The following is a 23,002-nucleotide window of genomic DNA, read 5'->3' as shown; positions in this document are numbered from 1 at the left end:
GGTCAGATCGACCGGTGCCGGCTCAGGCGATGACGCTGGGCTCCCGCCATCGGGGCGCCCCGGCCCGGTCCAGGTCGTAGCGGACGGCAGCGATCCGCCCGACCGCCTCGACCAGGTCGGCCGACGGCAGGGTGAACGGCAGCCGCAGGAAGCGCTCAAGGGTGCCGTCCAGGCCGAACCGGGGACCGGGCGCCAGCCGTACGCCAACCTCCTCGGCCGCCCGCGCCAGGGCGCTGGAGATCGGCCCGTCCAACTCGGCCCAGAGCGTGACGCCACCACGCGGCACGGTGACCCGCCACTCCGGCAGCCGCGCGGCCAGCGCGCCGAGCAGCGCGTCACGCTGCGCGGTCAACTGCGTCCGCCGGGCGGCCACGATGGCCGGCGCGGCGGCCATCAGGTGCACGGCGACCAGTTGGTCCAACACCGGGCTCGCCATGTCGACGCCGACCCGGGCGGCGGCCAGCCGCTGCACCTGCGGGGCGGAGGCACGGATCCAGCCGATCCGCAGCCCACCCCAGAAGGGCTTGCTCATGCCACCGATGCTGACCACCCGGGAGTGCCGGTCGAAGCTGGCGGTCGGCGGCGGCAGCACGGCGTCGTCCAGCGACAGGTCGACGAAGGACTCGTCGATCACGAGGTCGGTGCCGACCGCGTGTGCGGTGGCCACCAGCCGTTCCCGCAACTCGGCCGGCATCAGATGACCGGTCGGGTTCTGAAAGTCGGGGATCAGGTACGCGACGCGGGGGCGCACCTGCCGCAGCGAGCCGAGCAGCAGATCGGCGTCCCAGCCGTTGAGGTCAGCGGCCAGGCCGTGGGTGGTGATCCGGGCCCGCCGGGCGGCGAGCGCGGCCAGGGCGTTGGGGTAGCTCGGTGACTCGACGAGCACGCTGCCACCCGGCGCCAGCGCCAGCCGCAGCACCAGGTCCAGCGCGTGCTGAGTGCCGTTGGTGACCATGATCTGATCGGGCGAGGTGGGCAGGCCACGGTCGGCGTACGCCTGGGCCACCGCCTCCCGCAGCTCGATGATGCCGATCGGGTGGTATCCGGCGCCGCCGAGGTAGCGCGGCAGGTCCTCGGCCGCCGCGCGGGCGGCCGGCAGCAACTCGGGCGGTGCGGCCAGCGCCGCCACCCCGAGGTCGAGCATGTCCCGGTCGTCCAGCGGGATCCACAGTCCGTTGCTGGCCACCCGGTGCGTCCCGGGCAGCATCGTCCAACTGCCCGCGCCCCGCCGGCTGGCCAGATGACCGCTGTCGCGCAGCTCGCGGTAGGCGGCGGTGACGGTGGTACGGCTGATCCGCAACGCCTCGGCCAGGTCCCGCTCGGCCGGCAGGCGTACGCCCAGCGGTAGCCGGCCGTCGGCGAGCAGGCCGCGTACCGCACCGGCCAACGCCGCGTAGTCCGGGCTGCGGCGACGGCCCGGGAGCGCGTGCCATTGCCCGAGCAGGCGGGCCAATTGGGCTCCGCGCACCTGACTTGTCACGGCCACTCCCTGGATATTGGCTCTTTATGGAGGCCAATTGGCCCCTAGGGTGGCATGCGTGACACTAATTGGCAACCTAAGGCATCGCCCGGTGCGACGCCTGTTGCAACTGTTCGTCGGGCTGCTTCTCTACGGATTCAGCATGGCGCTGATGGTCCGCTCGGAACTCGGCCTGAACCCCTGGGACGTGTTCCATCAGGGCGTGTCCCGACTCACCGGCCTGAGCATGGGTACGGTGGTCATCGCCGTGGGGGCGCTGGTCCTACTGACCTGGATTCCGCTGCGGCAACGTCCCGGTGTCGGCACCGTGGCCAACGTCGTCGTGGTCGGCCTGGCGGTCGACCTGACCCTGGCCCTGCTACCGCCGGTGGAGCCGCTCGCCGCCCAGATCACCCTGCTGATCGCCGGGATCGTGGGTAACGGGGTGGCCACCGCCCTCTACCTCGGCGCCCGCCTCGGACCCGGTCCACGCGACGGGCTGATGACCGGCTTCGCCGCCCGCCGGCCCGGCCGGTCGTTGCGCCTGGTCCGTACCGTCCTGGAGATCGGGGTGCTGGCCGTGGGCGCGCTGCTCGGCGGCAAACTCGGCATCGGCACGGTCGCCTACGCGCTGGCCATCGGGCCGCTGACGCAACTCTTCCTGCCGCGCTTCGACGTGCCGGAGCCGGAACGCGAGGTACCGCCACGAATCGCGCCGGCCCCGGCCACCTGACAGTCACTCAACGCAACAACCATCGCCCGCCAACCGCGGCGATTACCGAGGTCAGCATCCATCCCTGCAAACCCGCACAACACGTACCGTAGCGTTTGGGTGGGTGGTGTTTTCTTGGCACCGGTCGGACGGCAGAATCCTCGCATGGGGGAGAACGCCTGGCGTCGGACCGATGCATGGATCTTCGTCTCGTTGGTGATCGCCAGCGGCGCGGGGCGGCACCGGCGGTCTCCGACCACCCGCCGCCCCGAGGGCGTACGCCTGGCGGATGTGCTCTCCACAGCCGACCATCTCGACCAGAGCATCCCGGAACGGCACGACGTCGAGGAGGCGATCCGACGGCTGCTCGGCGCCGGCCTGGTCGACGTCGCAGACGGCTGGTTCCGGATCACCCCGGACGGCGAGCGGCTCTGGCGGTCCCGGCCCACTGCCGGGCTGGCCACCACGGTCGACACCGTGCAGAGTGTGCTGAGCCGCCGACACGCGCCGGGCACCGCCGAATGGCACCTGGACGAAGCCGAGCACGCGGCCGCCGTACAGGAATATCTGGTGCGGACCATCCCGATGCCCCGACGCTCTCCGGAGGGGCACTCCGGTCACAACTGAACCGGATGGCTTCGGGGTGCGGCGTCAGCGGACCGGGTGACCGGCGGTACGCAGCGCGTCCTTGACCTGGCCGACGGTCAGCTCCCCGAAATGGAAGACGCTGGCAGCCAGCACCGCGTCGGCGCCCGCACCGATCGCCGGCGGGAAGTGCGCCACCTCACCGGCGCCTCCGCTGGCCACCACGGGCACGTCGACCACCCGGCGCACCGCGCCGATCAGTTCTAGGTCGAAGCCGGCCTTGGTGCCGTCGGCGTCCATGGAGTTGAGCAGAATCTCACCGGCGCCCAACTCCGCGCCGCGCCGCGCCCACTGCACGGCGTCCAGCCCGGTGCCGCGCCGGCCGCCGTGAGTGGTGACCTCGAAGCCGCTCGGGGTGGCGCCGGCCGGGGCCCGCCGCACGTCGAGCGAGAGCACCAACACCTGGCGGCCGAACCGGTCGGCGATCTCGGCGATCAACTCGGGCCGGGCGATCGCGGCCGTGTTCACCCCGACCTTGTCGGCACCGGCGCGCAGCAGAGTGTCCACGTCCGCCACCGCCCGCACGCCACCACCGACGGTCAACGGGATGAAGACCGACTCCGCGGTACGCCGCACCACGTCCAGCATGGTGCCCCGGTCGCTGGACGAGGCGGTCACGTCGAGGAAGGTCAACTCGTCCGCGCCGGCCCGGTCGTAGGCCGCCGCCAGCTCGACCGGATCACCGGCGTCGCGCAGATCGAGGAAGTTCACACCCTTGACCACGCGACCCGCGTCCACGTCGAGACAGGGGATCACCCGCACCGCCACCGTCATGACATGAGCCTATCGCCGGGTGCCGGACGGGCCGGCACCCGTCCGGCGCCGCCCGTGGCGTTAACCGGGGGCCCTTGCTCTACCGCAGGCGTTGACAAGGTGCCCTTCCTTACCGCTCGGCGAGGGTTTGGAGGGCCTGGGCGACGGTGAAGGCGCCGGCGTAGAGCGCCTTGCCGGCGATCACGCCCTCCACCCCGATCGGTTCGAGCGTGGCCAGCGCACGCAGGTCGTCCAGCGTCGAAACGCCCCCGGAGGCGATCACCGGGGCGTCGGTACGGGCACACACCTCCCGCAGCAGGTCCAGGTTCGGCCCCCGCATGGTGCCGTCCTTGGTGATGTCGGTGACCACGTACCGGGCCGCACCGGCCTTGTCGAGCCGCTCCAGCACCTCGTACAGGTCGCCGCCGTCGCGGGTCCAGCCCCGGGCCGCCAGGGTGCGCCCCCGCACGTCCAACCCGATCGCCACCCGGTCGCCGTACTCGCCGCAGATCCGGTCGCACCACGCCGGGTCCTCCAGGGCGGCGGTGCCGATGTTCACCCGGGCCGCACCGGTGGCCAGCGCCGCGCGCAGGGAAGCGTCGTCGCGGATACCACCGGACAACTCCACCCGTACGTCGAGCCGGCGCACCACCTCGGCGAGCAGTTCGGCGTTGGAACCCCGGCCGAACGCCGCGTCCAGGTCGACCAGGTGAATCCACTCGGCGCCGTCCTGCTGCCACGCCAGGGCGGCCTCCAACGGGTCGCCATAGGTGGTCTCGCTGCCTGCGGCGCCCTGCACGAGCCGGACGGCCTGGCCGTCGGCAACGTCCACGGCGGGCAACAGAGTGAGGCTCACGTGTCTTGTCCTTCCAGATTCAGGAACGGCGGTCCAGGGCAACCACCACGATCACCGGCAGTACGAGCAGCAACAGCACGATCAGCACGACGCGCAACGCCAGGTCGGGTACGAGCGACCAGATCAGGACGATCGCCGCCAGGGTCAACGCCACGATGGTGGCCCGTTCGCGGCGGGAGTACCTCGGCAGCCGACCCGTCCGACCGCGTCGCACGGCGGGCACCATCCGCCGGACCAGCGCCCGGCGGCGGGCCCGGCGGGCCAGCGCCCGTTCCCGGGCCACCCGTCTGCGCGCCGCCTCCGCCTCCCGGGCCGCGCGGCGGCGGGCTCGTTCCTTGCTCACCGCGACCACCGCCGCGAGCGGCCGTTCGGCTCAGCCGGGGCCACCCGGCCGTCCAGCTCAGCCGGGACCGCCCGGCCGTTCAGGTCAGCCATCGGTGGGTACGGTTTCCAGCCAGTTGCGTAGCAACGTGGCGCCCGTGTCGGCGGACTTCTCCGGGTGGAACTGGGCGGCCGACAGGGGCCCCCGCTCCACTGCGGCGACGAAATCGGCCTCGTGGTGGGCGGTGGTCACCCGAGCCCCGGCCGTGACCAGCGCGGCAGGGTCGCAGACGGCGTACGAGTGGACGAAGTAGAACCGGCTGTCGGCCGGCAACCCGGCGAACAGCACCGAGCCGACCGGTGCCTGGACGGTGTTCCAACCCATGTGCGGCAGCCGGGCGGCGGGCAGCTGGGTGACGCTGCCGGGCAGCAGGCCCAGCCCCTTGGTGATCACGCCGTGTTCGTCGCCGGACTCGAAGAGGATCTGCATGCCCACGCAGATGCCCAGCACCGGGCGGCCGGCGGCGACCCGCCCGGCGATCACCGGGCCGGCGCCGAGCGCCTCGATGCCGGCCATGCAGGCGGCGAAGGCACCGACCCCGGGTACCACCAGACCGTCGGCGTCGGCAGCGGCGGCCAGGTCGTCGGTGACGGCAACGTCGGCACCGGCGGCGGCCAGGGCCCGCTCCGCGGAGCGCAGATTGCCCGAGCCGTAGTCCAGCACCACGATCCGACGCCGACCGGTGCTCTGGTCCGTCACGATCCCTCCCCGGGCAGCAGCCACAGCACACCGGCGACGGTGGCCAGCACCGCCAGCAGCGCGGTGACCACCACCGCGCCGCGTGGTGCGCCCTGCCGGTGCAGGGACAGCGTCCCGCCCACCAGCACCCCGGCGAAGATCAGCAGCAGCGTCGGCAGTACCCCGCTCATCGGCGCCCGCTCCACCCGAGGTGCGCGACAGCCCGCGCGGCGGCCATCACAGCGCACCCTTCGTGCTCGGGATCACGCCGGCCGAACGCGGATCGACCGCAGTGGCCTCCCGCAGGGCCCGGGACACCGCCTTGAACTGTGCCTCCACCACGTGGTGGGCGTCCGGGTGGCCACCCGGACGGGCCGCCCGGAGCACGTCGACGTGCAGCGTGATCCGGGCCGCCTGGCCGAACGACTCCCAGATGTGTCGGGTCATGCTGGTCGGGTAGACCGGCCCGATGTACGGGGCCAGCGGCGGCTCGTCGTGCACCACGTACGGTCGGCCGGACAGGTCGACGGCGGCCCGGACCAGCACCTCGTCCATGGGGACGGTGGCGGAGCCGTACCGGCGGATGCCGGCCTTGTCCCCCAGCGCCTGGTCGAACGCGGCGCCGAGCGCCAGCGCGGTGTCCTCCATCGTGTGGTGCGCGTCGATCTCCAGGTCACCCACCGTCTGCACGGTCAGGTCGAAGCCGCCGTGCCGGGCGATCTGGTTCAGCATGTGGTCGTAGAAGCCGACCCCCGTGCTGATCTCCGCCGCTCCGGCGCCGTCCAGGTCGATCTCGACCAGGACCTTGGTCTCCTTGGTGATCCGCTCCACCCGGGCGGTCCGGCTCATCATGTGCCTTTCGGTCGCGGCTGCGGGGCTGACAGGCCCGCGCGCTGGATCTGGTCGATGGCTGCCAGGAAGGCGTCGGTCTCGGCGGGCGTGCCCGCGGTGACCCGCAGCCAGCCGGGCAGACCGACGTCGCGGACCAGCACACCATGATCCAGCATCGCCTGCCAGGCCAGGGTCTGGTCACCGCCGACGGCGTACAGCACGAAGTTGGCGTCGCTGTCGGCGACCCGCAGGCCACGGCGACGCAGCTCGGTGACGATCCGGTCGCGCTGCTGCATGATCGCGGCGACCGTGCCGAGCAGGGTGTCGCGGTGCGCCAGCGCGGCCCGGGCGGCGGCCTGGGTGAGCGCCGAGAGGTGGTACGGCAGGCGGACCAACTGCACCGCGTCCACCACGGCCGGATCGGCCGCGAGGTAGCCCAGTCGACCGCCGGCGAACCCGAACGCCTTGCTCATCGTGCGGGTGACCACCAGCCGCGGATGCCCGGGCAGCACCGCCAGAGCGCTGACCGTACCCGGGCGGGCGAACTCCGCGTACGCCTCGTCGACCACCACCATCCCGGGTGCGACGTCCAGCACGGCGGCGATGACCGCCGGGTCCAGCGCGGTCCCGGTGGGATTGTTCGGCGAGCAGAGGAAGATCACGTCCGGGCGGTGTTCGCGGACCTGGGTAACCGCATCGTCGATGCTCAGACCGAAGTCGGCGTCTCGGCGGGCGGACACCCAGCGGGTGCCGGTCCCCAGCGCCAGCAACGGATGCATCGAGTACGCCGGGGTGAAGCCCAACGCGACCCGCCCGGGGCCGCCGAACGCCTGGAGCAGTTGCTGCTGGATCTCGTTGGAGCCGTTGGCCGCCCACACCCCCTCGGCGGTGAGCCCGTGACCGAGGTAGGCGGCCAGGTCGGCGCGCAGCGCCAGCGCGTCGCGATCCGGATAGCGGTTGAGGTCCCGCAACTCGGCCGCGACCGCCTTGCCGATCGCCTCGACCACCTCGTCGGGCACCGGGTACGAGTTCTCGTTGGTGTTCAGCCGCACCGGCACGTCCAGCTGCGGGGCGCCGTACGGCGACCGGCCGCGCAGGTCGTCGCGGATCGGCAGATCCTCCAGCCGGGTCATGACATCTCCGGGAAGCGGAGGCTGACCGCCTGGCCGTGCGCCGGCAGATCCTCGACGGTGGCCAGGGTGACCACATGCGGCGCGACCTCCCGCAGCGCCGCCTCGGTGTACTCCACGAGGTGGATGCCGCGTAGGAAGGACTGCACCGACAGCCCGGACGAGTGCCGGGCACAGCCGCCGGTGGGCAGCACGTGGTTGGAGCCGGCGCAGTAGTCGCCCAGCGACACCGGCGAGTACGCGCCCACGAAGATCGCCCCGGCGTTGCGTACCCGCATCGCCCACTGCCGGGCGTCGACCGTCTGGATCTCCAGGTGCTCCGCCGCGTACGCGTCGACCACCCGCAGCCCGGCCGCCAGGTCGTCGACCAGCACGATGCCGCTCTGCGGTCCGCGCAGCGCGGTGTCGACCCGCTCGGTGTGCTTGGTGGCCGACACCTGCCGGACCAGTTCCCGGTCCACCGCGTCGGCCAGCGCCACCGACGGCGTGACCAGCACGCTGGCCGCCAGCGGGTCGTGCTCGGCCTGGCTGATCAGGTCGGCGGCGACGTGCACCGGGTCGGCGCTGTCGTCGGCCAGGATGGCGATCTCGGTGGGGCCCGCCTCGGCGTCGATGCCCACCACGCCGCGCAGCAGCCGCTTGGCCGCGGTGACCCAGATGTTGCCCGGGCCGGTGATCATGTCGACGGGTGCGCAGTGCGCGCTGCCAGCGGCGTCGACCGCGCAGCCGTACGCCAGCATGGCCACCGCCTGGGCGCCGCCGACGGCGTAGACCTCGTCGACACCGAGCAGTGCGCAGGCGGCCAGCACCCGCGCATCGGGCAGCCCGTCGTTGTCCTTCTGCGGCGGGCTCGCCACCACCAGCGACCGGACCCCGGCTTCCTGGGCGGGCACCACGTTCATCACCACGGTCGAGGGGTACATGGCCAGGCCGCCGGGGACGTAGAGACCGACCCGCTCGACCGGAACCCAGCGTTCGGTGACCGTGCCGCCCGGCACCACCGTGGTGGTGTGATCGGTACGGCGCTGGTCGGCGTGCACCTTGCGGACCCGGGCGATCGCCTCCAGCAGCGCGGCCCTGACCTGCGGGTCGAGCGTGCTCTCCGCCGCCGCGATGGCCTCGACGGGCACCCGCAGCACCTCCGGCGCCACCCCGTCGAACCGCTCGCTGGCCTCGCGGACCGCCGAGTAGCCATGCTCACGGACCGCCGTCACGAGCGGTCGGATCTGCTCGACGGCCACCGAGACGTCGAGCTGGGCACGAGGCAGCAGGTCACGCGGGTCAGTTACGCCACCGCGCAGGTCGATGCGGTTCAACACCCCTGCGAGTCTAGGCGGCGCCGCGCGGACCGACCCGCGCCGCCCGCAGGCCGGGACGGTGAGCCGGGACACTCGGTACGCCGCCGGTGCGGCTACCCTCGATTCCGTGACCGCACGGCTGCCGGTGTTCCCGCTCGCCACGGTGCTCTTTCCCGGGCTGGTACTGCCGCTGCACATCTTCGAGGAGCGCTACCGCGCCCTGGTCCGGCACCTCATGCAGCTACCCGAGGGTGCGCCGCGCGAATTCGGGGTGGTGGCCATCCGCAGCGGTTGGGAGGTGGCGCCCGCCCCCGGCCGGGTCGTCGCGGGCAGCGGCGAGCTGACACTGCACGAGGTGGGCTGCACCGCGGAGCTTCGACAGGTCACCGAGTTGACCGACGGTGGGTTCGACATCGTCACCGTGGGGCGGCGACGGTTCCGCGTCGTTCAGCTCGACCGCCAGGCCGCGCCGTACCTGACCGCCGAGGTGAGCTGGCTGCCCGAGCCGACCGGTCCGGACGAGACGGCCAACCTGCTGGCGGCGCGGGTGATCGCCGTCTTCCGGCAGTACCTCGGCCTGATGCGCGCCGAGGCCGGTCAGCTGACCGAGCAACTGCCGGAGGATCCGACCGTGCTCTCCCATCTGGTGGCCGCGACCGCGGCGCTGACCGTGGCGGACCGGCAGCGGCTGCTCGCAATCGACGACACGGCGGCCCGGCTGCGCGCCGAGCTGGCCCTGCTCAACCGCGAGGCGGTTCTGCTGCGCCAGGTGCGGGCGGTTCCGGTGCCACTGGCGGAGCTGGCCACGCCGCCGCCGGCTCCGAACTGACCCCGCCCGGTCCGGCCGGCCACGGCCCCGCGCCGGGCATCCCCGGCGGGTAGCCACCCGGCCCACCCGACGTCCCGGGTGCCCCCGGCCACGGCCCCGGCGCCGGCCCACCCGGCGGGTAGCCACCCGACGCACCGGGCACGCCCGGCCACGGCCCCGGCGGCGGGTAGCCGGCCGCCGGATACGGCAGGGCCACGGCGGGCTCCGGCTCGGGGCGCAGCGACGGCCACCGGGACCAGCCGGCCAGCAGGGTGTACGTCACCGCGGCGCCGAACGCCGGCAGAAGCAGGTTGCCGTGCGGCAGGGGCAGCACGCCGAGGAACAGCTCGATCCCACCGGCCCGCAGATCGGCCGGCTTGGTGAAGACGGTGCCCTCCGGTGCGGTCTCCCGCAGGCGCTCGTACGTGCCCAACCCGATGCGGCGACCGACCTGCCAGGCGGCCAACGCGGCGGCCAACGACCCGACCACCACCACGACCAGCCCGACCGGACCCCGACGGCGGCGCAGCACGAACCACAGGGCGAGCGCGGCAAGCACCCCGAAGGCCAGACCGAGCAGGCTGAACCAGCCGTCAGCGGCGACCGGCTGTTCCGGCTGAGGCTGGCCGTAGACGGCGCCGTCGGCGGTCTTGACGACCGGGGTGGCCGGGGAGATCGCCGCCCAGAGCAACCCCAACGGCACGCCCAGCAGGGCCAGGGAGAGCACGGCCGCCGCACCGACCACCACCGTTCGGCGCGGCGGATCGGCGGGGACCGGCGAGTCGGCGAGGGCCGGCGGGTCGGCCGGCGATGCCGGTGCGGGCGGTTCGGCGGCGGGGTTTTCCGGGCTCACCCGATGATCCTCGCAGTTCCCGGCGCGAGCTGTACACGGTGTGGTCGCCTCAGCGGGCAAAGGGCTCCAGCATCACCGACGCAGCCCGCATCCACGCCTGTCGGGTCTCGGCCTGGAGCTGGTGATACTCGATCGAGGAGCCGGTCTCCAGCGCCGGGTCGTAGGGCACCACGGCCACCGCCCGGGTACGGGTGGCGAAGTGCTTCTCCAGGTCGTTCTGCAACGGCAGCCGCCCCGGCGTGGGACAGGAGATCAGGGTGACCGCGTTGTCGGCCAGCTCGCCCATGCCCTCGGAGTGCAGCAGGTCCAGCATCCAGTCCGCGCTGAACGCGGCGTCCTCCCGTGGCACGGTCGTGACCACCAGCTGGTCGGCGGCGTGCATCACCGTACGCCAGTTGGGGCTCTCCACGTTGTTGCCGGTGTCCACGCAGATCACGTCGTGGGTACGCCGGAGCAGTTCCAGTACCCGCTTGACGGTGAACTGGTCCAGCCGCTGGGCGAACCGGGGGCTCTCCTCACCGGCGAGCACGTCGTACGACCCGTCGGAGGCGTGCCGCAGGTAGTCGTCGAGAGCCTCCAGCAGGTCGTTGCCCTCCCGGATCTCGATCTGGACGAGATCGGCGACCAGATGCCGGATCGTCCGGGCGTGCCGGGCGCTGCCGGCGCGCAGCCCGAGGGTGCCGCGCAACTCATTGTCGTCCCAGGCCAGCACGCCGCGCCCGCGTACGCTGCCGATGGTTGCCGCGCCCAGCACGGTGGCGGTGGTCTTGTGCACGCCGCCCTTGGGATTGGCGAAGGCGATCACCCGCGGCGTGCCCAGATCCTTGCGCAGCCCGGCGGCGGCGCGTTCCAGCTCACTCTCGATGCTCTGCGCACGCCACTCGATCCGCCCGGGGCGACCGGCCACCGTGGCCGACCCGACCGACGCGGGCGGCGCCGGGAGCCCGGCCGGGGGTGCGGGGGGAGCCGGAAGCCCGGCGGGGGGTGGTGGGGACGGCTGGTAGCCGCCGTTGTCCAGCAGGGCGTAGCGGGATTCCACGGGCGGCGCGGCATGCCGGTAACCGTTGTCCAGCAGGGTGTACCGGGATTCCACCGGCGCCGGCCGACGTGGCTCCGGCACCGGCGGATAAGCCGGCTCCGGCGGAGCTTGCGGATAAGCCGCCGGCTCCGGCGGTGCCTGCGGATAAGCGGCCGGCTCCGGCGGGTATCCCGGTTGACCGCGGTACGTCGGTGCCGGACGAGCGGCGTCGGGCCGATAGCTCGGCTCGCGGTAACCCGGCTCCGCGCCGTACCCCCGATCCACCGGTTGCCCGGTGGCGGAGGCGCGCCCCGAGTAGCCGGAGCCCGACGCCCGGCGTGGCAGCGGCTCGGTCGGCAGTGGCGGCGCCTCCTCGGCCCGCCGCTCGGTGGTTGCCTGCTCAGCGCCGCGACCGCCGAGGCGGGCTCGGTCGAGCAGCGCCCGCCACCGCGGTGCGGGCTCGGCGGGCCGTCCCCAAGCGGTCTCGCTGCCGTCCACGGCTCGCCTCCCCAGCGCCTCGGTCTCCGTCTGACAGGCTACGAACGAAACCGTTTTGAAGCCACACCGGGACACCCACCGATGTGACGTCAACCGTCACGGTGTCGGCTCCGCACCACCCTCCACCAGAGCGTCCACATCGTCCTTAAGCAGAGAATCTGTCGTCGGGGTGGGAGCCGTCGACGGTGGCGCGAATGTCGGAGCCGGCCGGGAAATCGCCGGCGATGGTGATGAATCCGTCACTTCCGGCGCCACCGGTACGCGACTTTCGGGCGCCGGATCCGGCGACGGCGCCTCGGACTCGGCACTGGGCGAGGCACTCGGCACAAGATCCCGATCGATCGGTGGCCGGGCCACGTCGCGCTGCTCCGGCAGGGGCGGGGTGAACACCGTACGTTCCAGCCGCCGGACCTCGGGGGCCGGATCGACCACCCGCACCCCGGGGCGGGCCGCGACGCCGCGCAACACCGCCGGCTCAGCCCGGACCACCAGGGCGTAGACGCAGGCACAGCCCGCGCGGTACGCGTCCGCCTCCCGCTCGGCGAGTCGCGCCCCACTGACGTACAGCTGGCGCAGCTCGCGTTCCTGCGGGCCGCCACCGCCCAGCGCGGCGGCCCGGGACCGGTAGTCGGCGGCCTCGCGCGCCTTGCGTTCGGCCAGCTCCGCCATCCCGGCCGTGACGTCGTCGGGCAGCCGCTGGGCCGGAATGCGCACGATCTCGGTCTGCCGGTCCGGCAGGGGCACCCGTCCGAACACGAAAGAGACCCCGACGTCGCCGACCACCGCCGCGAGCGACTGCGGGGTGACGTACTCCGAGAGCGAGACCAGCGCGTAGGTGCCGTCGGCCAGCGACGCGCCGCGAGCCAGGCCGGCCAGGTCCGCCGCGGCCGTCCGCTCGTAGCCGGGGATCCAGTCGCCGTCGGCGATCCCCACCCGGGTCACCTCGCCGACCGTCCGGTCGGACAACGGCGGACCGCCGGTGGCGAGCACGGCGGTGAACAGCACGGCGGCGCAGGACAGCACCGCCGCCCAGCTGAGCAGCGAGGTCCGGGCCGGTCCCTGGTCGAGCCGGGCCAACACGGTGGCGAGGCGGGGCAGCAGTCGCTGGTCCAGCTGCCGCAGCAGATCGCCGGCGCGCACGGGCGGCCCCCTCGTCGAATCGGTCGGGACGGGCGGGGCGCGTCAGTCGCGGAGAATCTCCAGCGCGCGTCCCAGATCGTCAGGGTAGTCGCTGACGAAGCGGACCTCGTCCCCCGTACGGGGGTGCTCGAAACTCAACTCTCTGGCGTGCAACCACTGCCGATCCAGCTTGAGCCGGGCGGAAAGGGTCGGGTCCGCGCCGTACGTCAGGTCACCCACACACGGGTGCCGCAGGGTGGAGAAGTGCACCCGGATCTGGTGGGTACGGCCCGTCTCCAGCTGTACGTCGACCAGGCTCGCCGACGGGAACGCCTCGATGGTGTCGTAGTGGGTGATGCTCGGCTTGCCACCGGAGACCACCGCCCAGCGGTAGTCGTGATGCGGATGCCGGTCGATCGGGGCGTCGATGGTGCCCCGCAGCGGATCCAGGTGCCCCTGCACCACCGCGTGGTAGCGCTTCTCCACCTCGCGGTACTTGAAGGCCCGCTTGAGCGCGCTGTACGCCTGCTCGCTCTTGGCCACCACCATGACCCCGGTGGTACCGACGTCGAGCCGGTGCACCACGCCCTGGCGCTCGGCGGCGCCGCTGGTGGCGATCGTGTGACCGATCGCGGCCAGCCCGCCGATCACGGTCGGGCCGCTCCAGCCGGGGCTGGGATGGGCCGCCACCCCGACCGGCTTGTCGACCACCACGATGTCGTCGTCGGCGTAGACCACCCGCAGTCCCGGTACCGCCTGGGGCACCACCACCGGCGCCGCGGCCGGCGCAGGCAGCGTCACCTCCAGCCAGGCACCCGCCCGGACCTTGTGCGAGTTGGGCCGCACCGCGCCGTCGACCAACGCCTCACCGGCGTCGACAAGGGCGGCGGCGGCCGTGCGGGACAGCCCGAACAGCCGGGCGACCGCCTGATCCAACCGCATTCCGTCGAGGCCGTCGGGGACGGGCAGGCTGCGGTGGTCGCCGCCGGCGGCGAAGGTGGCCGTCATGCCCGCTCCTGCCGCTCGCCGTCGGCGCTCTCCGCCGAACGCCCGTCGCCCTTGCGCCCGTCGCCCTTGCGGTCGTCGCCGACCAGCCGGGTGCCGTCACGTTGGCGGCCGGTGAACTCCAACCCGATCGCCAGGATCACACCGCAGACCAGGGCACTGTCGGCGATGTTGAAGATCGGAAAAACCCGACCGTACGGGTCGAAGACGCTGATCATGTCGACCACGTGGCCGACGAACCAGCCGGGGGCCCGGAAGATCCGGTCGATCAGGTTACCGGTCACGCCGCCGACCACCAGGCCGAGCGAGATGGCCCAGGGCACCGAGCGCAGCGTCCGTCCCATCCAGCCGATCCAGGCGAGCACGCCGATCGCGATCAGCGGGAAGATCCAGGTGTAGTCCTTACCGAGACTCCACGCGGCCCCGCTGTTACGGGTCAGGGAGAGATAGACAGCCCCGCCCAGCAGCCGTACCGGCTCGCGGTCGCTCAGCTCGACCAGCGCCAGGTGCTTGGTGAGCACGTCGAGCGTGAGCGCGAACGCCGCGAGGCCGAGCAGGATCGTGACGGGTCTACGCCGCGATCTCGTGGCGGTGCCCGGCTCGGCGGTGCCGGATCCGGCGGACGGTACTGCGCTCATCTGCTCCCCATCGACGTATCACGGCGGTGCCGAGGCACCGCCGTGCACCAGCGCCGGGGAGCCCGCCGTCAGCGTCGCTCCTCCAGCTGTTTGCAGGTCACGCAGAGGGTGGCCGACGGGAAGGCGGCCAGCCGCTCCACCGGAATGGGGTTGCCGCACCGCTCGCACCAGCCGTAACCACCCTCGTCGAGGCGTTCCAGAGCCCGCTCGACCTGCGTGATCCGTTCCAAGATGCTGTTGGCGAGAGAGATCTCCTGCTCCCGCTCTAACGTCTTCGTGCCGGTGTCGGCCTGGTCGTCCCCGGCCGAGTCGGTGAGACGTTCGCGCTGCAACTCGGTGATCTCGCTCAGCGTCTGATCGTACTCGGCGCGCAACTCGTCGTGCCGTGCTGCCAGGGCGGCACGGATCTTCTCGGTCTCCGCGGCACTGCGGGTGGACTTCACCGCGGGCTTGCGGCCAGCGGTCCTGGTGTCGGCTGGTTTGGCCATCGTCGCTCCCTCTGCCATGGAGCCGCGGTGATCCGCAGCGCCTGGACAGGGCCGCCAGCATCGGCTGCCCCAGGTACAAAACGGGCGCGCGGCCTGACGGCCGCGCACTCCGGAGATTGGCAAGGATACGGAACGTAAAGGTGTCCGACAACGTGCCGCACCGTAACGTCCCTTCCACCCCGATTCATGCCGTATCGGAGCCAAGGGAACGCTAGCAGATGGGCGGCCTACTGCCGGCCGTACCGTAGGAAAGCCAGCCGTCGCGATTTCCGCCGGTGAGGCAGGGCACGGCCGGAGACGGCCGCTCCCGCGCGGGTGTGATCAACGGGCCGGTTGAGCGCCGCCCAGCAGGCGGTGCAGCCGCTCCACCAGATCAGGAGCAGCGGGAGCGACCAGAAAGAGTTTGTCGCGGCTCGCCGCGCCCGCGCGCAGCGACACCGCAGCCGGCCGGACGCCCAGCGCCTCGGCCAGCGCACGCCGGGCCGCCTCGGTGGCCCGGCCGTCGACCGCCGGGGCGTTGACCGCGATCACCAACGCGGGCCCGTGCGGACCGTCGTACCGACCGCCCACCCGGGCCCGGGACGCCCCCGGCTTCACCCGGACGGCGACGGTGAACTCGTCATCGGCCATCGGCTCGGGCTCAGCGCCGACCGGATTGCGACAACAGGGTGGTGTCGGGCGCGCACTCTGCGCAGGGAGTGAAACCGAGCTCGACCGCCTCGGCGACGGGCAGCGGCTCGTGCTCACGTCCGAGAAGGTGCGAACACTCGTCCAGGTGGTAACGGGGTCGGCCGTCGATCACCCGGACCTCGTCCGGCAGCCGGGACACCTGGGCGGCCTGCTCCGGGGTGACCTCCTGCGCGGCGGGCTCGTCGTCGTACGCCTCCACCGGGCCGGCGGTGGTTCCCGGCGCCGTCGCCACCGGTGGGCCGGGTGGTTGCCGCCACCCGGACGTGCCGGCGTCTGTGGTTGGTGGGACATGCTGCGCCGGGATGTGGGGCGGCTGACCGCTGGCCGCCTCCCGCTGCGTCGCGGACCGGCCGGCGGCTGCCTGGCGGGCGCCGGCGACCAGGGCCACCGCAGCCAGCAGACTGGCGCCGATCGAGACGACCAGCAACAGGCTGGACCCGCTGGCCAACCCGAACACAAGTAGCGCCACCGCGACGAGGATGAGCGCGATACTGATGACTATCACGGCTCACCCCCGCCGCGTCGTAGAAGATGAGGCAGGGCACGCGACCGTCACGACGGCCGCCGCCCGATTCAGCGACCGGCCTCGAGTGCCCCGGAGCGACCCCCGCCGTAGGAACCGGCGAGACCTGCGGCGGCCAGCCCGTTGCCGGCCGCGCGGGTGCCGTCCCCGCGAGTCATCTCCGCCTCCAGGCCCTGACCACGACCGTCGAGGTCGCGCAGCTGGCTCTCCAGGTAGGCCTTGAGACGGGTGCGGTACTCCCGCTCGAACTGCTTGAGCTCCTCGATGTGCTTCTGCAGCGCGGTGCGCTTGGCGTCCAGGCCGCCCATGGCCTCCTGGTGCCGCTGCCGGGCGTCCCGCTCCAGCGCGTCGGCCTTGGCACGGGCCTCGCGGGTGACCTCCTCGGCCTTGGAACGAGCCTCGGACAGGAGCTGGTCGGCCTCGCGGCGGGCGTCGGAGACGTGGTCGTCCGCCGTCCGCTGGGCCATCATCAGCACCCGAAGCGCCTGCTGCTCGCCGTCACCGCCCGGCACCGCGCCACCGGTGGCGGCGCGCACCTGCTCCAGCTCGGCCTGCATCGCGCGGGCGGCCTGCTCGGCGGCGGCCTTGTCGCGCTGAACCCGGTCGAGCTGGGCCTTGACGTCGTTGAGCTCGGCCGCCAGGCGGGCGTCGCCGCCGGGACCGGCGGGTGCACCGCCCCGCCCCCCGCGCTCCACCTGGGCGCGCAGTTCGTTGTTCTCCTCGATCAGACGGGCGAGTTCGCGCTCGACCTCGTCCAGGAAGGCGTCGACCTCCTCCTCGTCGTAGCCCCGCTTGCCGATCGGCGGCTTCTTGAAGGCGACGTTGTGGACGTCGGCCGGGGTCAGCGGCATCGAAACTCCTCGGGTCAGTTGCGGCCGCGATAGCGCGTCGGTCATCAGGCGGTCCTGATGATCGCCGGCTCTAACACAAACCTCATCAGCACGAACAGGATAACCAGGAGCACAAGGGAGGCCAGGTCGATGCTCACGGTACCAATTCGCAGCGGAGGGATCACACGCCTCAACGCCCAGAGCGGGGGATCAGTGACGCTCCACACGGATTCCAGTCCAGCCGATGCTCCGCGACCAGGCTGCCAGCGCCGGCCGTACTGCAGAACCGCGCTCAGTACGAACCGGGCCAGAAGAACGATCAGAAAGACATAGGTGATCAGGTAGAGGACCTGTAGCAAGATCGACAACACGGCAGGCGACGTCCCTCGGGTCGGGCGGGTCAACTCAGGCTGAAGAACCCGCCCTCGGCAATCTTGGCCTTGTCCTCCGCGGTGACCTGGACATTGGCCGGCGAGAGCAGGAACACCCGGTTGGTCACGCGCTCGATCGTACCGCGCAGTCCGAACGCCAACCCGGCGGCGAAGTCCACCAGACGGCGGGCATCCGCCTCATCCATCTCGGTGAGGTTGATGATCACGGGAACGCCGTCCCGGAAGTGCTCCCCGATGGTGCGAGCCTCGCGGTAGGTGGTCGGATGCAACGTGGTGATCTGGTAGCGCTGCTCCTCCTCCGGGGCCACCGTGCGCTCACGGGGCTGCGCCTGCGGCGCCAACGCCAGATTGTCCCGGGTGTGGTAGGTCAACGCCCCGGACTGGTCCCCCGTCGACCGGGTGATCGAGCGTACGCTGGACCGCTCGACCCGCTCCGGACGCTCGGAGTCCAGTCGCTCGGACTCGCCCAGCCGGCCGGACCGCTCGCTGAGCCGGCCCCGGTCGCCGAGTCGGGGACGAGGCGCGGGCGGCTCGTCCACCTCGTCGTCCACCTCGTCGGCGAACTCCTCGGCGTACCGGCTCTGCCGGTAGCGCGACTCGCGGTAACCGCCCTTGTCGTAGCCGCCGTCGTCGTAGGCCCGCTCGTCGTCCTCTTCGACAAGTCCGAGCCAGACCCCCGCCTTGCGCAGTGCACCCATCCCCGCGCCCTTCCCGTCCGCCGTGCGGCACACGCCCCCGTACGTGTCGCCTGTCGCGAGTGGACCATTCCTGCCCACCGGACCGGAACGGCAATCCCCTGACGCGCAATTCGCGTTGCACGTCACGCCCCCCGGTCGCCGGCAAGGCCGTCCCCACAAACAACACTGATGTAATTTGCTTCCCTCGCGGCCAGGCTACCGCAGCGTGGGACGCATTCCGAGCAACGCGCTGCCGACGCGGACATGTGTCGCGCCATGGCCGATCGCCGCCTCCAGATCCCCGCTCATCCCGGCCGACAGGACGACGGCCTGCGGATGCTCGGCCCGCAACACCTCGGCGATGGTGGCCAGCCGCGCGAAGGCACGCTCCGGCTCCCAGCCCAACGGCGCCACGGCCATCAGGCCGGCCAGCCGCAGTCCGGCCGATCCGGCCACCGCGGCGGCGACCGGTCCCAGGCCGATGTCCGGATCGGCCGAGCCGGCCACCGCCCCGCCACGGGTCGGGTCGTCGTCGATGCTGACCTGCACCAACACCTCCAGCGGCCGGTCCCGACGACCCGTCGCGGCCGCGTCCAGGGCGGACGCCAACCGGACGCTGTCGACGGACTGGACCACGTCGGCGTACCGGACCACCGACTTCACCTTGTTGCGTTGCAGGCGACCGATGAAGTGCCAGCGCGGGGTGACCCCGGCTGTGGCGACCTGCGCGGCCTTCGGCGCCGCCTCCTGGTCGCGGTTCTCACCGACGTCGGTCACCCCGAGCCCGGCCAACGCGATCACGTCGGCCGCCGGGTAGGTCTTGGTGACCGCGATCATGGTCACCTCGGCCCGGTCCCGACCGGCCGCAGCGCAGGCGTCGGCGATCCGGGACCGTACGCGCGCCAGCCCGGCGGCCAGTTCGGCACGTCGGTCAGGGCGCACCAGAGCGGGGCTGTCGGTCATGTCCGGTACTCAGGAGCCGTTCTTGAGGAAGTCGGGCACGTCGACGTCGTCGAAGAGCACCCGACGCGGCGACTGCGGCGTCACCGGGGTGGCGGGCGACGGCACGACCGGCGTGCTGGGCTGCGCAGGCTGGTTCTGATTGGTCTTGCGGGCCGGCTCGGCCGCCTTGTAGGCCGGCGTACCACCGTCGAAGCCCGCCGCGATCACGGTCACCCGCACCTCGTCGCCGAGCGCGTCGTCGATGACCGCACCGAAGATGATGTTGGCGTCCGGGTGCGCCGCGTCCGTGACCAACTGTGCCGCGTCGTTGATCTCGAACAGACCCAGGTCGGACCCACCGGCGATGGAGAGCAGCACCCCGCGGGCACCGTCCATGCTCTGCTCCAGCAGCGGGCTGGAGATGGCCGCTTCGGCCGCCTCGACGGCCCGGTTCTCGCCACGGGCGCTGCCGATGCCCATCAGCGCGCTGCCCGCGCCGCTCATCACGCTCTTGACGTCGGCGAAGTCCAGGTTGATCAGACCGGGGGTGGTGATCAGGTCGGTGATGCCCTGGACACCGGAGAGCAGCACCTGGTCGGCGGTCCGGAAGGCGTCCATCATGCTGATGTTGCGATCCCCGAGCGCCAGCAACCGGTCGTTGGGGATGACGATCAACGTGTCGCACTGGTTGCGCAGCTCGTCGATGCCGGCCTCGGCCTGCACCTGCCGGCGCTTACCCTCGAAGGAGAACGGGCGGGTCACCACGCCGATGGTCAGGGCGCCCAGCTTACGGGCGATGTTGGCCACCACGGGCGCGCCGCCGGTTCCGGTGCCGCCGCCCTCGCCGCAGGTGACGAAGACCATGTCGGCGCCCTTGAGCACCTCCTCGATCTCGTCGCGGTGGTCCTCGGCGGCGTTCTTGCCGACGTCCGGGTTGGCTCCGGCGCCCAACCCCCGGGTCAGTTCCCGGCCCACGTCGAGCTTGACGTCCGCGTCGCTCATCAGCAGCGCCTGCGCGTCCGTGTTGATCGCGATGAACTCGACGCCCTTGAGCCCAACCTCGATCATCCGGTTGACGGCGTTGACGCCGCCGCCCCCGATGCCGACGACCTTGATGACCGCCAGGTAGTTGTGCGGAGGTGTCATCTCCGGTCCTTCCCTTCGAGATTGGCTACTCCCCGACCGGTTACGGCGCGGCCAGACCCATGGTCGACGCAGCTGTCACCAGTGAGGTCGAGGGGGTAAACCCTCACCCTCTACTAGAGGGTTACAGTTATGTCAACCACTGATCCTCTTCCGGGCAACGTAAGCGCAGCCGAGCGATGAGCCAAGGACCTTTCCGGCGTGTCGCCGGGTGGAGCGCCAAGCGTCACAACCTGATCAACGGCTCACCGGAAGGTGACCACGTCCGGCGCGCTGACGTCGATGCGGGTGGCGTCCTGGTCGAGCAGGGCGGTGGCCACCCGGGCCTTGTCCGTCCCCCGGGTCGCGTCCCCCCAGAAAACGGTGAGGTCATCACGCAGCCGCACACTGATCCGGGCCAGACCGTCGACCGTGATCTCCACCAGATCGGCACGCAACTGCGGGGTGAGCGCGCCGAGCACCTCCAGACCGGCATGCGTCGCCGGATCGTCCGGACCCGGCTCGGTCAGCCGGATCAACGGAAGACCCGCCGGGCGCTGCGGCAGCGTACGGAAGGCCACCCCGGCGGCGTCGACCACCACGAACTGCTCCCCACGCGGCACCACCGCCGCCGGTGTGCGCTCGGTGACCCGGACGACCAGCGCGTCCGGCCAGTCACGGTGCACGGACACCCGCTCCACCGGCGGCAGGGTGCCGATCCGGTCGGCCATCTCGGTCAGGTCCACCCGGGCCAGCGGGGCACCATCGAGCACCCCGGCGGCGTTGCGTACCTGCACGGTGGTCACCAACTCGGCGCCTTCCACCCGCACCTCGCGTACCCCGAACAGGCCGGTGCCGAGCAGCACCCACGCCACCAGAGCGGCCACGGCGAGCACTCCCCCGGCCACCGCCCACGGCAACGCGGCCCGCATCCGACGGCGCCGCGCCCGCGCCATGAAGCGGCGGGTGGAGGCGGGCACCGCATCACGGCCGGCACGAACCAACTGCCACTGGCGGGCCGGGCGCCACCCCCCACCGCCGTCGACGCCGGTACCGCGCCCGCGAGCCGGACCGGGACTCATTCCGCCACGGGCGCCGCACCGTTGCGCGCGGCGGCGTCGGGAACGGTCCCGCCGATGCTGGTCGATCCGCCGGTCAGCCCACCGGCGACCGTGCCGGCCGGTTCCTGCGGATCGGCGGTACGCGCGCTCAACGCGGCCAGCAGCTCATCACCCATCAGCGAGATCGGCGGAGCACCCATGGTCACCACGACATCGCCGGGGCGGGCCCGGCGGGCCACCTCGGCCGGCGCGGCGTCCCAGGAGTCGACGAAGACCTTCCGCTCCGCCGGCAACGCCACCGCCTCGACCAGCGCCACCGACCCCTCCCCCGGGCCGCGCTGCTCACCGGGGCCGAAGACCTCCAGCAGCACCAGTTCGTCGGCGATCGCGAGCGCCTCGGCGATCTCCGCCTGCAGGTCACGGGTCCGGTACAGCCGGTAGGGCTGGAAGACGACCAGCAACCGGCCCTCGCCGGCCACCTCGCGCAGCGTCTGCAGCGCCAGGGTCATCGAAGTCGGGTGGTAGGCGTACTCGTCGTAGACCAGGACACCGTCGGCGACGCCCTTGCGCTCGAAACGCCGACGCACGCCGGGGAAGGCGGCCAGCGCGGCCTCCGCCGCCGCCAGCGGCAGCTCCAGCAGGTACGCGGCCAGCACCGCCGAGGCGCTGTTGAGTGCCATGTGCCGGCCGGGCACCGGCATCCGGAACTCGCCCAGTGAACGGCCGTCGATATGGGCCAGGTAGCGCACACCCCGCGCCGAGGAGGCCAGCTCACTGAGCCGCAGGTCGGCGTCGGCGGACTCGCCGTAGGTGTACACCCGGCGCCCCTCGGCCCGCAGCGTGGCGGCCAGCCGCTGCCCGCCCGCGTCGTCCGCGCAGGTGATGATGAACCCGTCCGGGTCGGTGAGCCGGGCGAACTCGGCGAAGGTGGCCTCCAGGTTGGCCAGGTCACCGTAGGTGTTCAGGTGATCGGCCTCGATGTTCGTGACGATCGAGACGAACGGGCGGTAGATGAGGAAGGACCGGTCGCTCTCGTCCGCCTCGACCACGAAGTACTCGCCGGTGCCGTGATGCGCACCCGAGCCCACCTCGGAGATCTCGCCACCGATCACGAAGGACGGATCGGCGCCCGCCTGCTGGAACACCATGGTGACCATCGACGTGGTGCTCGTCTTGCCGTGCGTGCCGGCGACCGCCACGGTACGCCGGCCGGTCATCGCGGCGGCCAGCGCCTCCGAACGGTGCAGGATCCGCAGGCCGCGCCGACGCGCCTCGACCATCTCCAGATGATCGGCCGGGATGGCCGAGGAGTAGACCACGGTGTCGACGCCGTCGAGGTTGGCCGGCTCATGGGTCATGTGGATGCTCCCGCCGAGCGCCCGCAGACCGGCCAGCGACGGCCACTCGCGCAGCTCGCTGCCGGAGACCGGCAGACCCCGGGTGAGGAACAGCCGGGCCAGGCCGCTCATGCCGACCCCACCCACCCCGATCAGGTGGATGTGGCCCAGGTCCTCAGCGGTCAGCGTGCCGGCCGGGCTGAACGTCCTCATTGAGCCGCACCTTCTTTCGTTCGCAACTGCGGGGCTCGCAGACC

Annotated in this window: 26 protein-coding genes and 1 pseudogene; 3 read left to right on the top strand and 24 right to left on the bottom strand. The window is 72.3% G+C overall.

Annotated features, from left to right (window positions below; all coding sequences use genetic code 11):
* Positions 1-22 precede the first annotated feature (22 nt).
* The gene (locus AB0M35_RS15750; RefSeq protein ID WP_363745816.1) at positions 23-1,480 is read right to left on the bottom strand and encodes a PLP-dependent aminotransferase family protein; all 1,458 of its coding nucleotides are present in this window, start codon (positions 1,478-1,480) and stop codon (positions 23-25) included.
* A 58-nt stretch (positions 1,481-1,538) separates the two neighbouring features.
* On the opposite strand from AB0M35_RS15750, the gene AB0M35_RS15745 reads away from it, so the two are divergent.
* Together AB0M35_RS15745 and AB0M35_RS15740 are read left to right on the top strand one after the other, a co-directional pair.
* Positions 1,539-2,192 (top strand): hypothetical protein, encoded by a 654-nt coding sequence (locus AB0M35_RS15745; RefSeq protein WP_363745814.1) that lies wholly within the window; start codon positions 1,539-1,541, stop codon positions 2,190-2,192.
* Between the two features lie 144 nt (positions 2,193-2,336).
* The gene (locus AB0M35_RS15740; RefSeq protein ID WP_363745812.1) at positions 2,337-2,798 is read left to right on the top strand and encodes a hypothetical protein; all 462 of its coding nucleotides are present in this window, start codon (positions 2,337-2,339) and stop codon (positions 2,796-2,798) included.
* 24 nt (positions 2,799-2,822) lie between these two features.
* Here AB0M35_RS15740 and hisF read toward each other — a convergent pair whose 3' ends face one another.
* The 8 genes from hisF to hisD form a co-directional block, all read right to left on the bottom strand.
* The gene (gene hisF, locus AB0M35_RS15735) at positions 2,823-3,590 is read right to left on the bottom strand and encodes an imidazole glycerol phosphate synthase subunit HisF (protein WP_363745810.1); all 768 of its coding nucleotides are present in this window, start codon (positions 3,588-3,590) and stop codon (positions 2,823-2,825) included.
* A gap of 109 nt (positions 3,591-3,699) precedes the next feature.
* Complete coding sequence (gene priA / locus AB0M35_RS15730) at positions 3,700-4,425, bottom strand: bifunctional 1-(5-phosphoribosyl)-5-((5-phosphoribosylamino)methylideneamino)imidazole-4-carboxamide isomerase/phosphoribosylanthranilate isomerase PriA (RefSeq protein ID WP_363745808.1); 726 nt, start codon at positions 4,423-4,425, stop codon at positions 3,700-3,702.
* A gap of 19 nt (positions 4,426-4,444) precedes the next feature.
* Entirely contained in the window at positions 4,445-4,768 is a 324-nt protein-coding gene (locus AB0M35_RS15725) for a hypothetical protein (protein ID WP_363745806.1), read from the bottom strand.
* Between the two features lie 84 nt (positions 4,769-4,852).
* Positions 4,853-5,506, bottom strand: a complete 654-nt coding sequence (gene hisH, locus AB0M35_RS15720) for an imidazole glycerol phosphate synthase subunit HisH (RefSeq protein WP_363745804.1) — start codon at positions 5,504-5,506, stop codon at positions 4,853-4,855.
* Positions 5,503-5,676, bottom strand: a complete 174-nt coding sequence (locus AB0M35_RS15715; RefSeq protein WP_363745802.1) for a hypothetical protein — start codon at positions 5,674-5,676, stop codon at positions 5,503-5,505. The genes hisH and AB0M35_RS15715 overlap by 4 nt, the downstream gene beginning before the upstream one ends.
* 46 nt (positions 5,677-5,722) lie before the next feature.
* The gene (hisB, locus tag AB0M35_RS15710; RefSeq protein ID WP_363746192.1) at positions 5,723-6,334 is read right to left on the bottom strand and encodes an imidazoleglycerol-phosphate dehydratase HisB; all 612 of its coding nucleotides are present in this window, start codon (positions 6,332-6,334) and stop codon (positions 5,723-5,725) included.
* Positions 6,334-7,449, bottom strand: a complete 1,116-nt coding sequence (locus AB0M35_RS15705) for a histidinol-phosphate transaminase (protein ID WP_363745800.1) — start codon at positions 7,447-7,449, stop codon at positions 6,334-6,336. Before AB0M35_RS15705 ends, hisB begins: the two co-directional genes overlap by 1 nt.
* Positions 7,446-8,765, bottom strand: a complete 1,320-nt coding sequence (gene hisD / locus AB0M35_RS15700; RefSeq protein ID WP_363745798.1) for a histidinol dehydrogenase — start codon at positions 8,763-8,765, stop codon at positions 7,446-7,448. Before hisD ends, AB0M35_RS15705 begins: the two co-directional genes overlap by 4 nt.
* Before the next feature lie 106 nt (positions 8,766-8,871).
* Here hisD and AB0M35_RS15695 point away from each other — a divergent pair, with 106 nt between their 5' ends.
* On the top strand, positions 8,872-9,573 hold the full coding sequence (locus AB0M35_RS15695; protein WP_363745796.1) for an LON peptidase substrate-binding domain-containing protein: 702 nt from the start codon (positions 8,872-8,874) through the stop codon (positions 9,571-9,573).
* A 205-nt stretch (positions 9,574-9,778) separates the two neighbouring features.
* Here the strand turns inward: AB0M35_RS15695 and AB0M35_RS15690 are convergent.
* From AB0M35_RS15690 to murC, 15 genes and pseudogenes are all read right to left on the bottom strand, one after another.
* Positions 9,779-10,405: pseudogene (locus AB0M35_RS15690) on the bottom strand (DUF2567 domain-containing protein); the annotation flags it as partial.
* A gap of 49 nt (positions 10,406-10,454) precedes the next feature.
* Entirely contained in the window at positions 10,455-11,921 is a 1,467-nt protein-coding gene (locus AB0M35_RS15685; RefSeq protein WP_363745794.1) for an AAA family ATPase, read from the bottom strand.
* Between the two features lie 96 nt (positions 11,922-12,017).
* A complete protein-coding gene (locus AB0M35_RS15680; RefSeq protein WP_363745792.1) occupies positions 12,018-13,061 on the bottom strand; it encodes a hypothetical protein in 1,044 nt (347 codons plus the stop codon).
* A gap of 42 nt (positions 13,062-13,103) precedes the next feature.
* The gene (locus tag AB0M35_RS15675; RefSeq protein ID WP_363745790.1) at positions 13,104-14,048 is read right to left on the bottom strand and encodes an RluA family pseudouridine synthase; all 945 of its coding nucleotides are present in this window, start codon (positions 14,046-14,048) and stop codon (positions 13,104-13,106) included.
* The gene (locus AB0M35_RS15670; protein ID WP_363745788.1) at positions 14,045-14,683 is read right to left on the bottom strand and encodes a signal peptidase II; all 639 of its coding nucleotides are present in this window, start codon (positions 14,681-14,683) and stop codon (positions 14,045-14,047) included. Before AB0M35_RS15670 ends, AB0M35_RS15675 begins: the two co-directional genes overlap by 4 nt.
* A gap of 68 nt (positions 14,684-14,751) precedes the next feature.
* The gene (locus AB0M35_RS15665) at positions 14,752-15,171 is read right to left on the bottom strand and encodes a TraR/DksA C4-type zinc finger protein (RefSeq protein WP_363745786.1); all 420 of its coding nucleotides are present in this window, start codon (positions 15,169-15,171) and stop codon (positions 14,752-14,754) included.
* A 321-nt stretch (positions 15,172-15,492) separates the two neighbouring features.
* Positions 15,493-15,801, bottom strand: a complete 309-nt coding sequence (locus AB0M35_RS15660) for a DUF167 domain-containing protein (protein ID WP_363745784.1) — start codon at positions 15,799-15,801, stop codon at positions 15,493-15,495.
* A 10-nt stretch (positions 15,802-15,811) separates the two neighbouring features.
* Complete coding sequence (locus AB0M35_RS15655; RefSeq protein ID WP_363745782.1) at positions 15,812-16,366, bottom strand: hypothetical protein; 555 nt, start codon at positions 16,364-16,366, stop codon at positions 15,812-15,814.
* Between the two features lie 68 nt (positions 16,367-16,434).
* The gene (locus AB0M35_RS15650) at positions 16,435-17,235 is read right to left on the bottom strand and encodes a DivIVA domain-containing protein (RefSeq protein ID WP_363745780.1); all 801 of its coding nucleotides are present in this window, start codon (positions 17,233-17,235) and stop codon (positions 16,435-16,437) included.
* 44 nt (positions 17,236-17,279) lie between these two features.
* On the bottom strand, positions 17,280-17,585 hold the full coding sequence (locus tag AB0M35_RS15645; RefSeq protein ID WP_111212523.1) for a YggT family protein: 306 nt from the start codon (positions 17,583-17,585) through the stop codon (positions 17,280-17,282).
* A gap of 29 nt (positions 17,586-17,614) precedes the next feature.
* Positions 17,615-18,304, bottom strand: coding sequence for a cell division protein SepF (gene sepF / locus AB0M35_RS15640; RefSeq protein WP_363745777.1), 690 nt, complete (start codon positions 18,302-18,304; stop codon positions 17,615-17,617).
* A gap of 195 nt (positions 18,305-18,499) precedes the next feature.
* Positions 18,500-19,246 (bottom strand): YggS family pyridoxal phosphate-dependent enzyme, encoded by a 747-nt coding sequence (locus AB0M35_RS15635; RefSeq protein ID WP_363745775.1) that lies wholly within the window; start codon positions 19,244-19,246, stop codon positions 18,500-18,502.
* A gap of 9 nt (positions 19,247-19,255) precedes the next feature.
* Entirely contained in the window at positions 19,256-20,371 is a 1,116-nt protein-coding gene (ftsZ, locus tag AB0M35_RS15630) for a cell division protein FtsZ (protein WP_013735081.1), read from the bottom strand.
* A 242-nt stretch (positions 20,372-20,613) separates the two neighbouring features.
* Positions 20,614-21,429 (bottom strand): FtsQ-type POTRA domain-containing protein, encoded by an 816-nt coding sequence (locus AB0M35_RS15625; protein WP_363745773.1) that lies wholly within the window; start codon positions 21,427-21,429, stop codon positions 20,614-20,616.
* Positions 21,426-22,958, bottom strand: a complete 1,533-nt coding sequence (gene murC / locus AB0M35_RS15620; protein WP_363745771.1) for a UDP-N-acetylmuramate--L-alanine ligase — start codon at positions 22,956-22,958, stop codon at positions 21,426-21,428. Before murC ends, AB0M35_RS15625 begins: the two co-directional genes overlap by 4 nt.
* Positions 22,959-23,002: the final 44 nt, after the last annotated feature.

Origin of the sequence: Micromonospora sp. NPDC051196, assembly GCF_040682415.1 — a bacterium.
Lineage (GTDB): Bacteria > Actinomycetota > Actinomycetes > Mycobacteriales > Micromonosporaceae > Micromonospora.
This window is presented reverse-complemented; position numbering and strand designations above follow the sequence as displayed.